General features: G+C 74.1%; 10 protein-coding genes and 1 pseudogene. 7 read left to right on the forward strand and 4 right to left on the reverse strand.

The genetic code is table 11. The annotated features are described in order from the left end of the window. Nucleotides 1-125 precede the first annotated feature (125 nt). Entirely contained in the window at nt 126-773 is a 648-nt protein-coding gene (locus tag ABD353_RS14100; RefSeq protein WP_425555156.1) for a DUF4360 domain-containing protein, read from the forward strand. Nucleotides 774-941: 168 nt separating this feature from the next. Here ABD353_RS14100 and ABD353_RS14105 read toward each other — a convergent pair whose 3' ends face one another. Then, complete coding sequence (locus tag ABD353_RS14105) at nt 942-2,135, reverse strand: ROK family transcriptional regulator (RefSeq protein WP_344623907.1); 1,194 nt, start codon at nt 2,133-2,135, stop codon at nt 942-944. A 174-nt stretch (nt 2,136-2,309) separates the two neighbouring features. On the opposite strand from ABD353_RS14105, the gene ABD353_RS14110 reads away from it, so the two are divergent. Further along, a complete protein-coding gene (locus ABD353_RS14110) occupies nt 2,310-2,573 on the forward strand; it encodes a hypothetical protein (RefSeq protein WP_344623908.1) in 264 nt (87 codons plus the stop codon). On the opposite strand, the gene ABD353_RS14115 is transcribed toward ABD353_RS14110, so the two are convergent. Then, nucleotides 2,551-3,828: an MFS transporter gene (locus ABD353_RS14115; RefSeq protein ID WP_344623909.1), complete on the reverse strand. Its 1,278-nt coding sequence runs from the start codon at nt 3,826-3,828 to the stop codon at nt 2,551-2,553. The two genes, ABD353_RS14110 and ABD353_RS14115, sit on opposite strands and share 23 nt — an antisense overlap. A gap of 94 nt (nt 3,829-3,922) precedes the next feature. Here ABD353_RS14115 and ABD353_RS14120 point away from each other — a divergent pair, with 94 nt between their 5' ends. From ABD353_RS14120 to ABD353_RS14130, 3 genes are all read left to right on the forward strand, one after another. After that, on the forward strand, nt 3,923-4,678 hold the full coding sequence (locus ABD353_RS14120; protein WP_344623910.1) for a helix-turn-helix domain-containing protein: 756 nt from the start codon (nt 3,923-3,925) through the stop codon (nt 4,676-4,678). Between the two features lie 120 nt (nt 4,679-4,798). Then, a complete protein-coding gene (locus ABD353_RS14125; RefSeq protein ID WP_344623911.1) occupies nt 4,799-10,636 on the forward strand; it encodes a hypothetical protein in 5,838 nt (1,945 codons plus the stop codon). Further along, entirely contained in the window at nt 10,633-12,033 is a 1,401-nt protein-coding gene (locus ABD353_RS14130; RefSeq protein WP_344623912.1) for a hypothetical protein, read from the forward strand. The genes ABD353_RS14125 and ABD353_RS14130 overlap by 4 nt, the downstream gene beginning before the upstream one ends. A 17-nt stretch (nt 12,034-12,050) precedes the next feature. Here the strand turns inward: ABD353_RS14130 and ABD353_RS14135 are convergent, their stop codons facing one another. Both ABD353_RS14135 and ABD353_RS14140 read right to left on the reverse strand, forming a co-directional pair. Then, nucleotides 12,051-12,215, reverse strand: a complete 165-nt coding sequence (locus ABD353_RS14135) for a hypothetical protein (protein ID WP_344623913.1) — start codon at nt 12,213-12,215, stop codon at nt 12,051-12,053. 107 nt (nt 12,216-12,322) lie between these two features. Continuing rightward, nucleotides 12,323-12,805 (reverse strand): MarR family winged helix-turn-helix transcriptional regulator, encoded by a 483-nt coding sequence (locus ABD353_RS14140; protein WP_344623914.1) that lies wholly within the window; start codon nt 12,803-12,805, stop codon nt 12,323-12,325. 62 nt (nt 12,806-12,867) lie between these two features. Between ABD353_RS14140 and ABD353_RS14145 the strand changes: the two genes are divergently transcribed. Both ABD353_RS14145 and ABD353_RS14150 read left to right on the forward strand, forming a co-directional pair. Continuing rightward, nucleotides 12,868-14,382 (forward strand): DHA2 family efflux MFS transporter permease subunit, encoded by a 1,515-nt coding sequence (locus ABD353_RS14145; protein WP_344623915.1) that lies wholly within the window; start codon nt 12,868-12,870, stop codon nt 14,380-14,382. Between the two features lie 119 nt (nt 14,383-14,501). Then, nucleotides 14,502-15,787, forward strand: a pseudogene (locus tag ABD353_RS14150) (IS256 family transposase). The last annotated feature ends 692 nt before the right edge of the window (nt 15,788-16,479 follow it).

Here is a 16,479-nt window from a genome sequence, read left to right on the forward strand (position 1 = left end):
CGGCGCCCTCGCCGCCCCTCTGTACGCGGGGCGGATGTCATGGTGACATGTACGCGACAGACCGCCGGGACGGAGTCCCGCCCGGCGGCCGTGCACGATCGAAAGGAAACGCCTTGATCGTTCGCATGCTCGTCGCCGTCGGCGCCACCGCCGCCTCGCTGGTCGCCGCCCCCGCGGCCTCGGCCGCGGCGCCCACCGGCCCGTGGACCACCCCTCCGCCGCCGGACAAGATCGTGATCAACGTGGCCACCGTCAACGGCTCCGGGTGTCCGGCCGGCACGGCCGCCGTCGCGGTCTCCCCCGACAACACTGCCTTCACCGTGACCTACAGCGACTACCTGGCGCAGGTGGGCGTCGGCTCCAAGCCGACCGACTTCCGCAAGAACTGCCAGCTCAACCTGAACGTGCACGTGCCACAGGGCTTCACCTACGCCATCGCCTCCGCCGACTACCGCGGCTTCGCCCACCTGGAGCGCGGCGCCGTCGGCACGCAGAAGGCCAACTACTACTTCCAGGGCTCGCCGCAGACCACCTCCAGCAACCACCAGTTCAAGGGCCCGCTGGACGACAGCTGGCAGGCCACCGACTCGGTGGACGTGGCCGCCCTGGTCTTCGCGCCCTGCGGCGAGCTCCGCAACTTCAACATCAACACCGAGCTGCGGCTCAACGCCGGGACGTCCGACACCGGCAAGACCACCAGCTTCATGACGATGGACTCCACCGACGGCGACATCAACACCGTCTACCACCTGGCCTGGAAGACCTGCCTCTGACCCTGCCGCACCACCACGACTCCCGCCCGGCCCCACCCCCGGCCACTGTCGGGGCCGGGCGGGCCCACCCACCAGCAGGGGGCGCCGAGGAGAGCCGGCGCCCCCTGCCTCCGTACGTCGCGGGCCGCCCCGGCCGCGGCCGCGCCGACGGCCTCCGGTCCGCGGCCGTCAGGCGACGGTGCGGCGGCTCTCGGCGGCGGTGACCAGGGCGCCGTGGAGCTCGGCACGGACGCCGAGGGTGCCGGCGGTGATCTCGACCGCGTCGGCGACCGCGGGCTGGGCGTAGCGGTCGATGGACTCGCGGACGCCCGTCACCAGGGGCGTGCCGGCCTGGCCGAGCTCGCCGCCGATGATGATCGCGGCGGGGTTGAGGCAGTTGACCAGGTCGGCGAGGACGCGGCCGAGGGTCCGGCCGGCGTCGGTGATCACGCGGGCGGCGGCGGGACGGCCGCCGAGCTCGTCGAGCGGCGGGATCTCCTCGGGCACGTTCCCGCGGTCGGCACTGGCCAGCACGTGGGTGAGCCGGCGCCGGACCTCCGCGACGGAGACGACCGTCTCCAGGCAGCCGCGGTTGCCGCAGCGGCACCAGCTGGTGGCCCCGGGCAGCTGGATGTGGCCGATCTCGCCGGCCAGGCCGGTCGCGCCGCGGTAGAACTGGCCGCCGAGCACGAGGCCGCTGCCGACGCCGTGCGAGGCCTTGACGTAGATGAGGTCGTTGAGGCCGCGGCCGGCGCCGAGGGCGCGCTCGCCGCGGGCGCCCATCTCGGCGTCGTTGGCGACCGCGACGGGCATCCGGAGGCGGCGGGCGAGCTCGGCGGCCGGGTCGAGGCCGATCCACTTGGCGAGGATGGTGGGCGCGCGGACGGCCCGGGTGCGCAGGTCCATGGCGGCGGGGGCCCCGGCCGCGGCCGCGCCGACGGCCTCCGGTCCGCAGCCGGCCTGGCGCATCGCCTCGACGGCGAGGTCGGCGGCGGTGTCCAGGGCGCGCTGCGGGTGGTCGTCGATGTCGAGCAGCGCGGTGGCCTCGCCGAGCACGGTACCCTCGCCGGTGCCGACGGCGGCGGTGATGTGGGCGTGGCCGAGGTCGAGGCCGAGGACGAGCCCGTTGTCGCGGCTGAGCGCGACCACGGCGGCCGGGCGGCCGCGGCCGGTGACCGGGCCGGTGGGGGCGGGCTGCTCGGTGACGGCGCCCTCGGCGCGCAGGTCGGCGACCGCACTGCTGACCGCGGACCGCGACAGGCCGGTGAGCCGCCCCAGGTCGGAGCGGCTGAGCGCGCCGTACTCCGCGAGCACGGCGAGCAGGGCGGTGCGGGTGCGCAGCCGCCGGGCGGAGAGGGCGGCCGACTCGTGGAGGTCGCTCATACATGCACCGTACTGGCTTCCGAACGAATTCATCCGCCGGACGGAATATTTACTCCCCATCTCGTCCTCTTGACGGACATATTTCGCCCTCATACGGTGATACGGATCGCACTGGTCCGAACGCCACGGAGCTCCAACGCCCGTCACGTCCGCACGGGAGAGGAAGCACATCCGATGACCAAGAGGTCCCGAGCGGCATCGCCGCACCTGTTCCGCTGGCGGGTGGAGATTCCGCACCAGTCCGGTGACACCGGGCCGGACGGCACGCCCGACACCGGTGTCCACCTCTTCATCGTCGACGCCTCCGAGGCCGACCACGCACTGGAGCAGGCACTCGCCCGGGCGGAGTCCGAGGACGCCCGCCGGCACCGCCGCCACACCCCGCTCGCGGTGGACCTGCACCGGGTCTCCGTGGTCAAGCTCTGCCACGTGGCCTGAACCGCCCGCCGGGCAGCCCGACCCGCCCAGCCGCGCCCGGCTCCACCAGCGCGTACGCCAGCAGCAGGCCGAGCAGCGGCACCGCGCACAGCGCCGCCAGCACCCCCTGCGGCCCGTGCGCCCGGGCCACCAGACCGAGCAGCGGCCCGCACAGCCCGCCGGCGCTGACGCCGAGCCCCAGCGTGACCCCGGCCGCGGTGCCGGGGCGGCCGGGCAGGTAGTCCTGGCCCAGCTTCACCATCACCGCGAACGGCACGTTGAGCGCCGCCCCGGTCAGCACCGCGAACACCAGCGGCAGCAGGCCGCCCGGCGCCAGGCAGAGGCCCGCCAGTGCGGGCACCGTGAGCGCGGTGCCCAGCCGCACCGCGGCCACCGCTCCGATCCGGTCCGCGAGCCGGCCGCCGAGCAGCGTCCCGGCGACACCGCCGCCGAGGAAGCCGGCCAGTGCCGCACCGGCGAGCGCGTGCGAGGCGTGCAGGTCGCGCAGCCAGTGCAGCTCCAGGAAGGTGCTGACCCCGAAGAACACCACCGACCGCGCCACCTCGACCCCGGTCAGCACCAGGAACGGCGGCCACCGGTCGGGCCCCGCCGGTGCGGCCGCGGCCGTCGCGACGGCCCGCTCCCGCTCCCGCTGTCGCTGCCGGTGGCGCAGCAGCACCCAGCCGGTGATCAGCGCGGGCGGCACGAACAGCACCGTGGACCGCACGCCCCAGGCCGCCAGCACCGGCGTGGCCAGCACCGGGGCGAGGAAGAAGCCGACGCTGCCGCCCGCCGCGAACACGCTCATCGCCGTCGTGCTGCCGCCCGCCGCCTCCCGCGCGGAGCGCCCGGCCGCCGGGTGGAACATCGCCACCCCGAGCCCGGACAGCAGCACCAGCAGCCAGACCGCGGCGTACGAGGACACCAGCCCCGCCGCACCGAGGCCGACCCCGGCCAGGGCCACGCCGAGGGCGGCCGTCCCGCCGAGCCGCCAGCGGTCCACGGCCAGTCCGACGAAGGGCTGCGGCACGGCGCTGCCGACGGTGGCCGCCATCGCGAGCCCGCCGACCGCCACGTAGTCGTAGCCCCGGTCGAGCGCGAAGTACGGCACCACGGCGGGGACGAGGCCCTGGTAGAAGTCGTCGACGGCGTGCGCGGCGCCCCACAGGCCCATCCGCCGCCAGACCCCGCCGGACTCCGGCGGCCCGGCTGCCGCGGGTACTGCGGGTGCTCCGGTTCCGGTGGCGCTCCGGTGCGCGGTGTCGTCCAGGGTCATCCCGCCTCCTCGGTGGCTCGCCGGCGAGCGTTCGCCGGCGGTGACCAGCCTGGCCCGCGGCACCGGGGACGGGCTTCCGATACTCTGCCGATCCATGTCGCCAACCCGCCAGGAACTGACCGGCCCGACCCGGCAGCCGCTGGCCCACCGTGAGCGGATCGACTGGCACTTCCACACCGTCAACCAGCTGATCTGCCCGGGTCGCGGCGTGCTGGAGGTGTCCACCCCGCAGGGCGGCTGGGCGGTTCCCGCGCACCGCGGAGTCTGGCTGCCGGCCGGCGTGCCGCACGCCCACCGGGCCCACGGGCCCAGCGAGTTGCGCAGTCTGAGCTTCCCCGCGGAGGTCAATCCGCTGGCGCTGAACCGGCCGACGGTGCTGGCGGTCAGCCGGCTGCTGTGGGAGGTGGTCGAGGTGATGAGCGGTCCCGAGCCGCCGCAGGGCGAGCAGTTCCGCGCCCTGGAGCGGGTGGCGCTGGACCAGTTGTGCCGGGCGCCCGCCCTCGGCCTGGAGCTGCCGACGCCCTCGGACCCGCGGCTGCGGGACCTCGCCGACCTGCTGGCCGCGGACCCGGCCGACGACCGGACGCTGGCCCGACTCGGCGCCGCCGTGGGCGCGTCCGAGCGCACGCTGAGCCGGCTGTTCCGGCAGGAGACCGGCATGAGCTTCCCGCAGTGGCGGGCGCAGCTGCGACTGCACCGCGCGTTGACCCTGCTGGCCGCGGGTCGTTCGGTGACCTCGGTGGCGGCGGCCTGCGGCTGGTCCTCGCCGAGTTCGTTCGTGGAGTCGTTCCGGAAGGCCTTCGGCACCACCCCCGGCCGCCACCAACGGGAGGGCGGCCCGCTGCGCTGAGGGGTGCCGCGCCCGCGCCCGTACCACCCGCCCGAACACCGGATCGAGCGCCCGGAACCGGCCCGGACCAACCGGGCAAAGCCCTGGTCGGCGTGCCTGCTGCGTGCAAGGATCACGGGCATGCCCTCGATCCCCGCTCTCCGCTCGTGGCTCCGGACGCTCCCCGCGGACGAGGTGCGAATACTGGTGGCCCGTCACGAGGCCGCACACGGACCGGATTCCGTCCGGTACCGGGGGGAGCCGGTGGCCAAGAAGGCGGCCACGGGCTCGGGCACCCACCTGTGGGTCGTCAAGGCGCCCGTCGGGCTGCTCGCCGCACTCGCCGACTGCGGCGCCTCGATGGCCGCGATCGAGCTGTGCCACCGGGGGTTCCCGGTGGAGGCGGTGCGCTCCCCCGACCTGGACGGGCTCGGGACGATGATGGGCGCGCTGCCCGCGCCGATGGCCGGTCTGGCCCTGCACGGCCTGGCCCTGCGCCCGGAGTCCGCGACCACCCGGCTGGTGCGCGAGAACTGGCAGGACTTGTGGGAGCGGGCCCTGACGCCCGCCGAGGACCTCACCGAGGAGGGGCACTTGGCGCACCATCACATGGCGCCCGCAGCGCGGCCGGCGGCCGAGGACGTACAAACCTCAACGGACGCCACCGGATCCGGCGTGGAGCAGGTGGAGCAGGACGTCCAGCGGCTGCGCACGGACGGCGCGGCCCTCGCGGACCGGCTCGACACCGCGGCCGCCGGGATCCGGACCGGACTCGGCACGGTGGACCCGGCCCTGGCCGAGGACGTCGCCGGCTGGCTCGCCGACCGCGCGCGCACGGCCGGGACGGTCCGCGCACTGGACCCCGACGGCACGGGGTGGCCCGCCGAGGACACCTACGACACGGTGGTGCGGATCGTTGCGTCCGTGCGCGAGGCGGAGGAGCGGCAGGCGCACGAACGCCGGGCGCTGCTGGCCGAACTCGTCGAACAGCGCGAGACCCACGCCAAGTACGTGGGCCTGCTGGAGCAGGAGTCGTTCGTGCCGGCCCGGGAGGGGCTGGAGCGCGTCGTCGCGGACCTGGCGAACCGGGTCCGCGAGACCGAGGAGCGACTCGGGCTCGCCACCGACGGCCTCCCGTCCGCGGCGGCGGCGCCCGGTGAGCGACTCGACGACCCGGTGGAACCGTCGGCCGGTGCCCCGGCGGATGCCGTGCCCGCGGCCGACGAACCGGATCCGGAACCACATCCGGAGCCGGAGCCGGAGCCGGAGGACACGGCACCGGAGAGCACCGCGCAGGTGGACGACGCCGCCGCACCGGAGTCCCCCGCCGCCAGCACCACCGGGACCGACGAGACCGCCGGGACCGCCGGCCTCGACGAGCCCACGGGCACCGGGACGGTGGACACCGAGCCCGCCGGGGAGGCCGGGCAGCCCGGTCCGCCGCGGCGCAGGACGGAGCCGCCCGCCGCGCGGCCGGAGCAGGACACCTGGCCGGCCGGTCCCGCCGAGGCCGCCGAGCCCCTCGGGGCCGCCGGTTCCGAGGAGCCCGAGGAGCCCGACGGGTCCGCGGACACCGCCGGGCCGGTACCGGTGGCCGACGTGTGGACCAGCGGGAACGACGGCCCGTCGGCGGTCGAGCGGCTCATCGCGCAGGACCGCTTCGCCGAGGCGTACTGGACCACCCGGGCGGCCGGCGAGTCCCAGCACCGCGTCCAGACCCTGGCGTTCGCCCACGCGGCCTTCCACCTGCCGAACGCCCAGGCGGCGTTCGAGCTCCAGCTGCAGTCCGACGGCATCGGGTTCCCGGCCGCGTCCGAGGACCGCGAGGCGTACCTGGTCGCGCTGGCCGCCGCACTGCGCAGCGGCCTGAGCGCGGGCTGGGCGCCGCCGCTGGTCACCGAGTTCGCGCCGCTGCCGGGCCTGCCCCAGGTCTGGGCCGACGTGCTGCAGCACCTCGTCGCCGAGGTCCGCCAGGGCTTGACGCTGGCGGCCGGGGAGGTGCTGCGCGCGTCCGCGGCCGAGCCGGCCGTGCACCGCGCCGAGATCGGCGACCGGGCGCGGCAGCTCCAGGAGGACCTGCCGCAGCGGACCATCACCCTGCAGCGCGGCACCAAGGTGCTGCAGACCATGTGCGCCCGCGACGGGCGGCTCGGTCTGACGCTGCGTCTGGTCCAGGAGTGGGCGGCGGGCCGTGCGGACGAACGCGCGCTGGCCGAGGACATGGAGCAGCACTACCAGCGGGCCGACGCGGCGGACCGGCTCATCGACGCCACCGACCGCGCGACGCGCTCGCCGAAGCAGGCCAAGGAGAGCATCCACTCGACGGCCAGGGAGCAACTGCGCAACCACATCAAGACGGTGGTGGACCTGCTGCGCGAGGCGCAGACCGTGGCGGCGCTGCCCCAGCACGGCCGCGGCCGGGAGGTCGGCGCCGGACTCATCCAGGCCGTCGCGGAGGCCGGCCGCGCCGAGTCGGTGCCGGGTCCGGGCGGCGCCGCCCTGCGGGTGCTGGTGCGCTGGCTCAGCGGCGAGTCCAAGCCGGTGGCGCGGGAGGACGGGCTGACGCCGTCGGCCGACTGCCTGCTGGCGCTGCGCGACCTGGCGTGGCTGGACGACGGCGACCGGCCGCAGCCGCGGCTGGACGGGGCCGGGGCGGCCGACGCGCTGGCCGGCCTGCTCGAACCTGTGGACGTGCCGGCCGCGCTGCGGGCGCACCTCGACCGCGGTGACGTCCACCTCGCCCGTCTGCTGCTCGCCGTGGCCGGCCAGGGCCGCCTGCACGGGACGGGCATGCCCGAGGCCGGTGAACTCGAGCTCTGGCAGCAGCAGGTGGAGGACTCCGCCGCGGTCTGGCGCGAGCGGGTGGAGCGGCGGCGCCGGCGAGCCGAGTCGCTGTTCGCGCAGATCCGGGTGCAGAACCTGCTGACCCCGCAGGTCGAGAGCGAACTCTCGGGCCGGCTGGTGGACCTGCGGCGCGAGGAGCCCGCCGAGCGGTTCGGGGGCCGGGACGCCGACGTCCGGTCGCTGGCCGCGGAGCTCCGTGCCCTCGTCGTCCAGAAGACCGCGGAACTGCGCGAGCAGCTCGCCGAGTTGCCGCTCGACGCGGACTCCGTCGCCCGCATCTCCGACCTGCTGGACGTCGACGACGTCGTCACGGCGGAGGAACTGCTCTCCTTCGCCCGCCAGGGGCGCGCGCTGCCCGAGCGGCAGAGCGACAAGGGCGTCGAGCTGGACGAGTTCCTCGCGGGCATCGCGCACCGCGACGCGCCGGCCGCCGGCGGCACCGGGGTGGGCGCGCGCTGGTGGGCGTCCCACTACGCGGCCGGCCGGTCGCTCGCGGAGGCCACCTCGGTGGCCCTCGACTCCTGGGAGGCGCTGGCGGACCCGCGCAAGCGCAGCAACGCCTACCAGAAGCACGTGGGCAGTGTGCTGCGCCTGCTCGGCCTGACGGCGACCCAGGTGTCGCTGGACGAGGCGGACCGCAGGGACTGGAGCGTGATGCGGCTGAGCGTCCGCGCCGACGTCAGCGAGAGCCTCCCCGGGTACGTCGCCGCGCTGGGCTCACAGGCCCACCGGTCGTACCGGGTGCTGCTGATCTCCGACGAGCAGCGCGGCGAGGGACCGCTGCGGCACCTGTCGGAGTCGGCGCAGGGCGCGCACATCATCCTCTACCTGCAGCCGCTGGGCGTCGAGGGCCGCCGCCGGCTCGCGCAGCGGTCCCGCAACCGCCCGCAGCAGGCGATCGTCGTGGACCCGGCGGTGCTGGGCTGGATCGCCGCCCGCGAGCCGCGCTCGTTCCGCGCGGTGCAGCGGGTCACCCTGCCGTGGGCCGGCTACGTGCCCTACGCGCCCTACCTCGCCGGACGGGTGCCGCCGGAGGTGTTCAAGGGCCGCGACACCGAGAAGAGCGCCATCATGGGCCGGGAGGGCAGCCTGTTCCTCTACGGCGGACGGCAGTTGGGCAAGTCCTCGCTGCTGCGGCAGGTGGTGGACACCTTCGAGCGGGACAACCGCGAGGACCACGTGGCGGTCTACATCGACCTGCGCACGGCGGACATCGGGCACGCCGAGCCGCCGGAGCGGATCTGGGGCGTGCTCGCCGCCGAGCTGAAGCGGCGCGGCCTGCTCGGGCCGCGGCTGTCCGAGCGGGCGGACGGCGACACCATAGCCGCGCACATCCGGCAGTGGATCGCGGACAAGCCGACCCGTCGCGTCCTGGTCCTGGCGGACGAGGCGGACGCCTTCCTGAACGCCGACGCGCGGCCGGTGTACACCGAGGGCGGGCAGTCCACGTTCCGCACGGTGATGCGGCTGCAGCAGCTCATGCAGGACACCAACCGCGCGTTCAAGGTGGTGTTCGCCGGTCTGCACCAGGTGCAGCGCTTCAACCGGCTCACCAACGTGATCACCGCGCACGGCGGTCCCGGCATCCTGGTCGGTCCGCTGGTGCCGAAGTCGGCCGTCGAGCTGGTGGTCGAGCCGCTGGCCGCCGTCGGCCTGTTCTTCGAGTCCCCCGACCTGGTGTGGCGCATCCTCGCCCTCACCAACTACCAGGCGAACCTGGTGCAGATCTTCTGCGAGGGGCTCGTGGTGGAGATGCAGGAGCGCGCGCTGGCCGCCGACGGCAGCCGCCCTCGCATCACCGAGGCGGACGTCCAGAAGGTGACGGCGTCGCAGGGGATCCAGCACCAGATCAAGGACCGCCTGCGGCTGACCATCAACCTGGAGGACCGCTACCGGGTCCTGACCCTGATCCTCGCCCTGCGCAGCCTGCGCGACGGCTGCGCCCGCGGCTACACCCCGCAGGAGCTGCTGGAGGAGGCCCGCGCGGTGTGGCCGGAGGGCTTCCCGCCGCAGGACGGGGTCAACGAGGTCCGCATCGACCTGGTCGAGATGGAGGGACTCGGCCTGGTGATCCAGCTGCAGGGCGGCCGGGCGTTCGCGATGCGCAGCCCGAACGTCGTCAACATGCTCGGCACGTACGAGGAGCTGGACGCGGAGCTGCAGACGACGGAGTTCAGCCAGCCGTACGACTACAACCCGCGGGTGGCCCGCCGCTCGCTGGGCGTGGACCGGGAGCAGATCGCCCGGACGAGCCCGCTCACCGACGACCAGTGGCACGAGGCGCTGTCGGCGGGGACGGCGGTCGTCGCGGCCTCGCCGGCCATGGGCAGCGACCTGATCGACCGGGCGGCGCGGCTCCACATCGGCACGAGCCGCAAGGTGCTGACCTACCGGGCCTCGGACGACCTGGTCAAGGCGATCACCGAGCACACCAGGCTGCGCACCCCGCACATGCTGATCGTCGACCTGCGCGGCGAGAGCCTCGCCCGGGTGCAGGAGACGGTGGAGCGGCTCACCGCGTACACCGGCGCGATCGGCCAGGAGCGCCCGGTGGCCGACGCGGACGGCGCGGAGGTGCCCCGGCGCCGCGCGCTGGTCGTGACCGATCCGCTGCCGTCGTCGGCGCTGGCCGGCCGGGGCGCGGCCGTGGTGCGGCCGAAGCGGTGGAACGCGACCAGCGTCCGGGCGTGGCCCGAGTCGCCGTTCCTCTCGGCCGAGGAGCGGCGCAACCTGGTCGAGGCCACCGGCGGCTGGCCCGGGCACGTCGAGCGCGTCATGTCGGCGGTCCGCGGCGGGCGGACCCGTGACGCCGCGCTCACCTCGGTCCGGCTGGACGGGCCGGAGTCCGCGGCCACCCACCTCCGGCGCGCCGGGCTCGACCGGGACCTCACGGCCCGGCTCTGCCAGTGGGCCGAGGTGTTCACCGCCGAGGAGCACCGCAACGGCCTGGCCACCGCCACGCCGCAGGACCTGTCGATCGTCCTGGAGACCGGCATCGACGAGGCCGAGGAGCTGCTGGGGCAGCTGGAGCACCTCGGCGTGCTGGACGAGCGCCCGGGCGGGGTGACCGTCGACCCGGTGACGTTCCGCGCGCTCAAGACGCTGCAGGAGGCCGGGGAAGGCGGTCTCGGGTGATCGACGACGCGGCCGTCCGGCCCACCGCGGCGGACCTCCTGCGGCTGCCGGGGCCGCGTCGGCACCTCGCGCGGGTCGCGGCGGACCTGGCCTCCGGCCTGGGCTGCCTGTGGCTGCTGCCCGGCCACGAGGTGGAGCGCGGCCGGGCCGACCTGTACCTCGACCGGCTGCTCGCCGACCTCGACGACGTGGTCGAGGTGCCGGGCCCCGGCGGCGGCCGGGCGGCGCGGGCCGACGGGCCGGCGGAACGGGCCGACGAGGAGCTCTGGCCGGGCGTCGACGCCTTCGGGGACGTCGGCTTCGACTACGACGACGGCCTCGGGGGCTGGACGGCGCCCGCAGCGCCCGCGCCGGCCCCGCCGCTCGGGACACCGAGCCTCACGGAGCGCCTCGCCGGGCAGCTCGGGCTCGTCGGCGACCCGGTCGAGGAACTCGTCGACGGCGCGGACCTGCGCGCCCCCGTGGTGATCGTCCGCGCCTGGCGGGAGGACGACCCGGTGGCGCTCTCCCGTCTGATGCGCCGTCTGCAGGCCGCCGTGAAGAACGCGGGCCTCCCGCCGGCCCGGCGGCCCCGGCTGCTGGTCGCCGCCCGGCCGGAGGACCTCGCCCCCGACGCGCCGGAGGCACTCGACCCGGGCCTCTGCGCCGTCCACTGGTGGTGGTCGGTGTGGGGCCGGCTCGACACGGCGACCCTGGTGGCGGAGGCGGAGGCCGACGGGCGGTCCGCTCACGGCCGGCACACCGCCGGGAAGCGCATCCTGGCGGCGGTGCGGCACGAGACGGTCGTCGAGGTCTGCGGCCCCGACCTGCCGCTGGCCGCGCGCCTGACCGGACGCTGGAACGGGCGGACGGACGACCTGGTCCCCGCCCTGACGGCGTGCCGGCCGGCCGCCGGGGCGGCCCCGCCGCCGGCCGCGAACGCCGCGGCGGCCTACGCGCCGTCCCCCGAGCCGTCGCTCCGGCCGGCCTGGCAGGCCGGGCTGCTGGACAGCTGGGAAGGGCAGGTGCGCTGCTCGCCGGTGGAGTGGCTGGCCGGGGCCGACGGCCGCGACCGCCTGGACAAGCTGGTGTGGCAGGCGCAGAACCGCGTGCTGCTGCCGCTCATCGACGACGCCCGGGCCCGGCTCGTGGCGCTGCTGCCGCAGGCCGCCGCCCGGGGTGCCCGGCACCTCGCCGCCACCTACGTCGACCGGGACGGCGGGCGGGGCGGCCCGGCCGACCTCGCCTCGATGGAGCTGGGCGACATCTGGACGGCCGTCCGCCGCCGCGACGTGCGCTTCGGGACGGCGCAGTACAACCGGCTGTCCACGCTGCGCACCTCGCGCAACAAGCTGGCCCACCGCCGGCCGCTGACCGACCGGGAGCTCGGGGACCTGGTGGACGCGCTGACCGGGTGACCGGGGCGCGTCCGGGCTCAGGCCCGGTCGTCCTCCCTCTCGCTGCGGGTGCCGGCCCGGGCGGCGGCGAGGAAGACGGCGAGGGCGAGGACGGGGCAGGCGAGGCCGAGGCCCAGCAGGACGTAACGCGAGGTGATCTCCTCCTTCGGGTCAGGATCACCTTCGGCAGGACGATACGTCACCCTGACGGCCGAACGGCCGGTTTCACCCGTCCGATACCCGGACGGGGTGCCGCATTGCCGCGGGCTCGGGTGCGGGGCGTCGGGTGCGGGGCGTCGGGTGCAGGGCGTCAGGGACCGGCGTCGGCGTCGGCCGTCTGCTCGCCGACGGTGGTGCGGATGCGGGCGAGCAGGGACCGCAACTGCTCGCGTTCGGCGGGCGCGAGGGCGCCGGTGGCGGTGGCCAGGGCCGCGCGGTCGAGCTCCTCGGCCTCGCGGTGCCGGCGGACGCCCTCCTCGGTGAGGGTGAGCAGGAAGGCGCGGCGGTCCTCGGGGTGCCGGACCCGCTCGACCAGGCCGTCCTTCTCCAGGCTGTCGACGATCGTGGTGGTGGTCCGCGGGGCGTTGCCGACCAGCTCGGCGAGGTCGCGCATGCGCAGCGGCCCGCCGGCGCGGGCCAGTACGCGCAGGGTGCGCAGCCGTGAGACGGAGGCGCCGTGCTCGCGCAGCCTGCCGTCGACGAAGGCTCGGAGCCGCTGCGTGGTGGCGAAGAGCTCGTCCACCAGGACGTCGCTGCTGCCGAAGTCGCGCTTGTCCGCCTGCCGCTGTGCCATGCCGTGTCCGTCCCCGTCCCCAGTCTTTCTGAGCACCATCATAGTGAGTATGCTCAGCTTCTATGAGCACCCGCCTGAGCCAGCGCCGTGTCGTGCCCATCATGACGGTCCTGACCACCTTCATCTGCATCGTCGACGGTGCGATCACCACCGTCGCGCTGCCCGGCATCGCCCGGCAGTTCGCGCTGACCCCGGCCGCACTCACCGGGGTCGTCGTGGTCTACCCGGTCTGCCTGGCCATGATGGTCCCGGCCTCGGCCTGGCTGGTGGAACGGTTCGGCGGCCGCCGGATGCTGCTGCTCTCGCTCGCCGCCTTCACCGGCGCCTCCGCGCTCTGCGGCGCCGCCCCGGGCCTCGGCGCCCTGGTCGGCGCCCGGGCCCTGCAGGGCCTTGCCGCCGGCCTGCTGATGCCGACCTCGCAGGCACTGCTCTTCCGCACCTTCACCCAGGCCGAACAGGTCCGGCTCGCCCGCCTGCTGATCATCCCCCAGCAGATCGCCCCGGCGATCGCCCCGCTGCTCGGCGGCGCGCTCGTCACCGGTCTCTCCTGGCGCTGGGTGTTCTGGGTCAACGTTCCGGTCGGCGCGGCCGCGGTGCTCTTCGGCCTCCTCTTCCTCGCCGAGCACCGCGACCACGCCGCCGGACGGCTCGACCTGCCCGGCCTGCTGCTGAGCGCCGCGGGCACCGCCGCGCTGATGTACGGCGTCTGCACCGGGCCGGAGGCGGGCTGGACCGGCCCGCAGGCGCTCGGCCCGCTGGTGGCCGGCGCCGTGCTGCTCGCGGCGGCGGTCACGGTCGAACTCCGCACCGCCGAGCCGATCCTGCGGCTGCGGCTCTTCGGCGACCGGCTCTTCCGCGACACCAACCTGATCTGCCTGGTCGGCTACGTGCCCATCATGGGCGCGATGTTCCTCGGCCCGCTCTACATCCAGGAGGCCCGCGGCGGCAGCGCGCTGGACAGCGGCAGCACCACCTTCACCGAGGCCTTCGGGGTGCTGCTCACCATGCAGCTGGTCGGCGCGGTGTACGCCCGCATCGGCCCGCGGGTGATCATCGGGACCGGGATGCTGGGCGTGGCGGGGGTGCTGCTGCTGTTCGCCGCCGCGGACGAGCACACCGGCCTGTGGGCCTTCCGCGGCTACATGTTCCTGCTCGGGCTGGCGATGGGCGGGGTGTTCATGCCCACCACCATCGCCTCCTTCAGCACCGTCTCCAAGGCCGACGTCGCCCACGCCGCCACCCTCAACACCGTCGTCCGGCAGACCGGCAACGCCCTCGCCCCCGCCGTGGTGACCACCGTCCTGGTGCTCGGCGCCGGCGGCCCCGAACAGGCCCACCCGCCGCTGGCCGCGTACCGGACGGCCTACCTCGTCCTCGCCGCGATCGCGGTGGCCACCGGCCTGTTCGCCTTCACCGTGCCCGATGCGCTGGCCCGCCGTGCCGCGGCCGCACCGCGGCCGTCCCTGCAAGGGCGCGGGGACCTGCGCACAGCGGACGGGGGCGGACCCGCGGACCTGCACCCGGCCCGCGGCACTGCGGTGCCCGCTCCCGGACCGCGCCGTTCCACACGCCCTTAGCTTGACCTTCACCCCTTGGAACGAGGTGCCCAAGCCCCGGGCCCTGGTCTTGCGCATCAAGGGGGTCTGTACGGTGACCGGTGCATCTCCCGATCAAGGAAGAGCACCTGATGAGCGACATGATCGCCTCGGTTGAGGCGGTTGAAGAGGTCCGGCCGGTCGAGCTGTCGGCGGACCTGCTGGACGACCAGTTGATCGGGCAGCTGGTCGACCGGGCCCGCGCGAGCGGGCTCCAATTGACCGGCGAGGGCGGGCTGCTGCAGCAGCTGACCAAGCGGGTGCTGGAGTCCGCCCTGGAGGGCGAGATCACCGACCACCTCGGCTACGAGAAGCACGACCGGGCCGGCGCGGGCAGCGGCAACAGCCGCAACGGCGTCCGGGCCAAGACCGTGCTCACCGACGTCGGACCGGTCGAGATCGAGGTGCCCCGCGACCGCGAGGGCAGCTTCGATCCGCAGATCGTCAAGAAGCGCCAGCGACGGCTGACCGGCGTCGATGAGATGGTGCTTTCGCTGTCCGCGCGGGGTCTGACGCACGGTGACATCTCCGCCCACCTGGCCGAGGTCTACGGGGCGAGCGTGTCCAAGCAGACCATCTCCACCATCACCGACAAGGTCATGGACGGGATGACCGAATGGCAGAACCGCCCGCTCGACGCGATCTACCCGGTGATCTTCACCGACTGCATCCACGTGAAGGTCCGCGACGGGCAGGTCGCCAACCGGCCGATCTACATCGCCCTCGCGGTGACCATCGACGGCACCCGCGACATCCTGGGCCTGTGGGCCGGCGACGGCGGCGAGGGCGCCAAGTACTGGCTCCAGGTCCTGACCGAGATCAAGAACCGCGGCGTCGAAGACGTGTGCATGGTCGTCTGCGACGGACTCAAGGGCCTGCCCGACGCCATCGGCACGGTCTGGCCGCAGGCCATACCCAGACCTGCGTAGTCCACCTCATGCGGGCATCGTTTCGATACGCGGCCCACCAGGACTGGGACAAGATCTCCCGCGCACTCAAGCCGATCTACACCGCGCCGACCGCCGACGCCGCCGAGGACCGGTTCCTGGGCTTCCAGAAGGAATGGGGTGCCAAGTATCCGGCGATCGTTCGACTCTGGTCGAACGCCTGGGCCGAGTTCGTGCCGTTCCTCCAGTTCGACGCGGAGATCCGGCGGGTCGTCTGCACGACCAACGCGATCGAGAGCGTGAACGCCCGCATCCGCAAGGCCGTCCACGCCCGCGGACACTTCCCGAACGAGGCCGCCGCGCTCAAGTGCGTCTACATGGCCGTCCTGGGCCTGGACCCCACCGGCACCGGCCGCAAGCGCTGGACCATGCGCTGGAAGCCCGCACTCCAGGCCTTCGACATCGCCTTCGACGGCCGGCTCTCCATCGGCCGCCGGTAACTCACACAACACGAGATACACCAGTCGCTGGACACACCCGAACTTCGCTGCCAGTAAAGCTCGTTGATCCGGTGAAGCGCCCATACCACACCAACGAGCCGCAACGGCGGAAGCCATGGGTTGATGATCTGCAAGCCCTTAGTTGATCTCTCCCCTCAGTTAACCGGGCCGACGACAGGCTTCCAAAACTATGGAATTCCTCGACGCCCCGTGATCCGAGTGGAAGACCGTACCTGCCGACGCATTATCGCCGATCCCACCTGTCCTTGACCAACTCTGCCAGCAAACGGAGCCGAAACTCGAGGAAATCCCCGGGCCGCTGCTCGCCTACCACGAAGAGTTCGACTACGACGCGGTGGCCCGGCATGCGCGCTACGTCCTGGACTGCCAACGGCGGCTCGTCGGAGCGCCAGTCGAGAAGCTGTGACAAACCTCGCAGATCGAGGTCATCGAGTTACTGAGTTCGCGGGGTGATCGGGCCAGGCTCGCCAGATAATCCTCACCCGATCACCCCCGCTCACATCATGGCAATATCATTCTATAATTTGGAATTAGAGCTTCACGCTCAACCCTAGGCAGTCCAAAGGGAATTGAAGAAACCCCTTCAGGTATCTCGCAGCGAGAGATGGCGATTCCATTCAGACACACACCGCACCAGAAGGAGCAATACCCAGAGGACGCTCCAGGGCGGC

Origin of the sequence: Kitasatospora arboriphila, from assembly GCF_039528095.1 — a bacterium.
In the GTDB taxonomy this organism is placed as follows: Bacteria; Actinomycetota; Actinomycetes; order Streptomycetales; family Streptomycetaceae; genus Kitasatospora; species Kitasatospora arboriphila.

What these genes read in the sequence shown, in the direction of transcription:
- ABD353_RS14100 (WP_425555156.1), top strand. Translation starts at nt 126, where the DNA reads ATGCTCGTCGCCGTCGGCGCCACCGCCGCCTCGCTGGTCGCCGCCCCC.
- ABD353_RS14105 (WP_344623907.1), bottom strand. Translation starts at nt 2,135, where the DNA reads ATGAGCGACCTCCACGAGTCGGCCGCCCTCTCCGCCCGGCGGCTGCGC.
- ABD353_RS14110 (WP_344623908.1), top strand. Translation starts at nt 2,310, where the DNA reads ATGACCAAGAGGTCCCGAGCGGCATCGCCGCACCTGTTCCGCTGGCGG.
- ABD353_RS14115 (WP_344623909.1), bottom strand. Translation starts at nt 3,828, where the DNA reads ATGACCCTGGACGACACCGCGCACCGGAGCGCCACCGGAACCGGAGCA.
- ABD353_RS14120 (WP_344623910.1), top strand. Translation starts at nt 3,923, where the DNA reads ATGTCGCCAACCCGCCAGGAACTGACCGGCCCGACCCGGCAGCCGCTG.
- ABD353_RS14125 (WP_344623911.1), top strand. Translation starts at nt 4,799, where the DNA reads ATGCCCTCGATCCCCGCTCTCCGCTCGTGGCTCCGGACGCTCCCCGCG.
- ABD353_RS14140 (WP_344623914.1), bottom strand. Translation starts at nt 12,805, where the DNA reads ATGGCACAGCGGCAGGCGGACAAGCGCGACTTCGGCAGCAGCGACGTC.
- ABD353_RS14145 (WP_344623915.1), top strand. Translation starts at nt 12,868, where the DNA reads ATGAGCACCCGCCTGAGCCAGCGCCGTGTCGTGCCCATCATGACGGTC.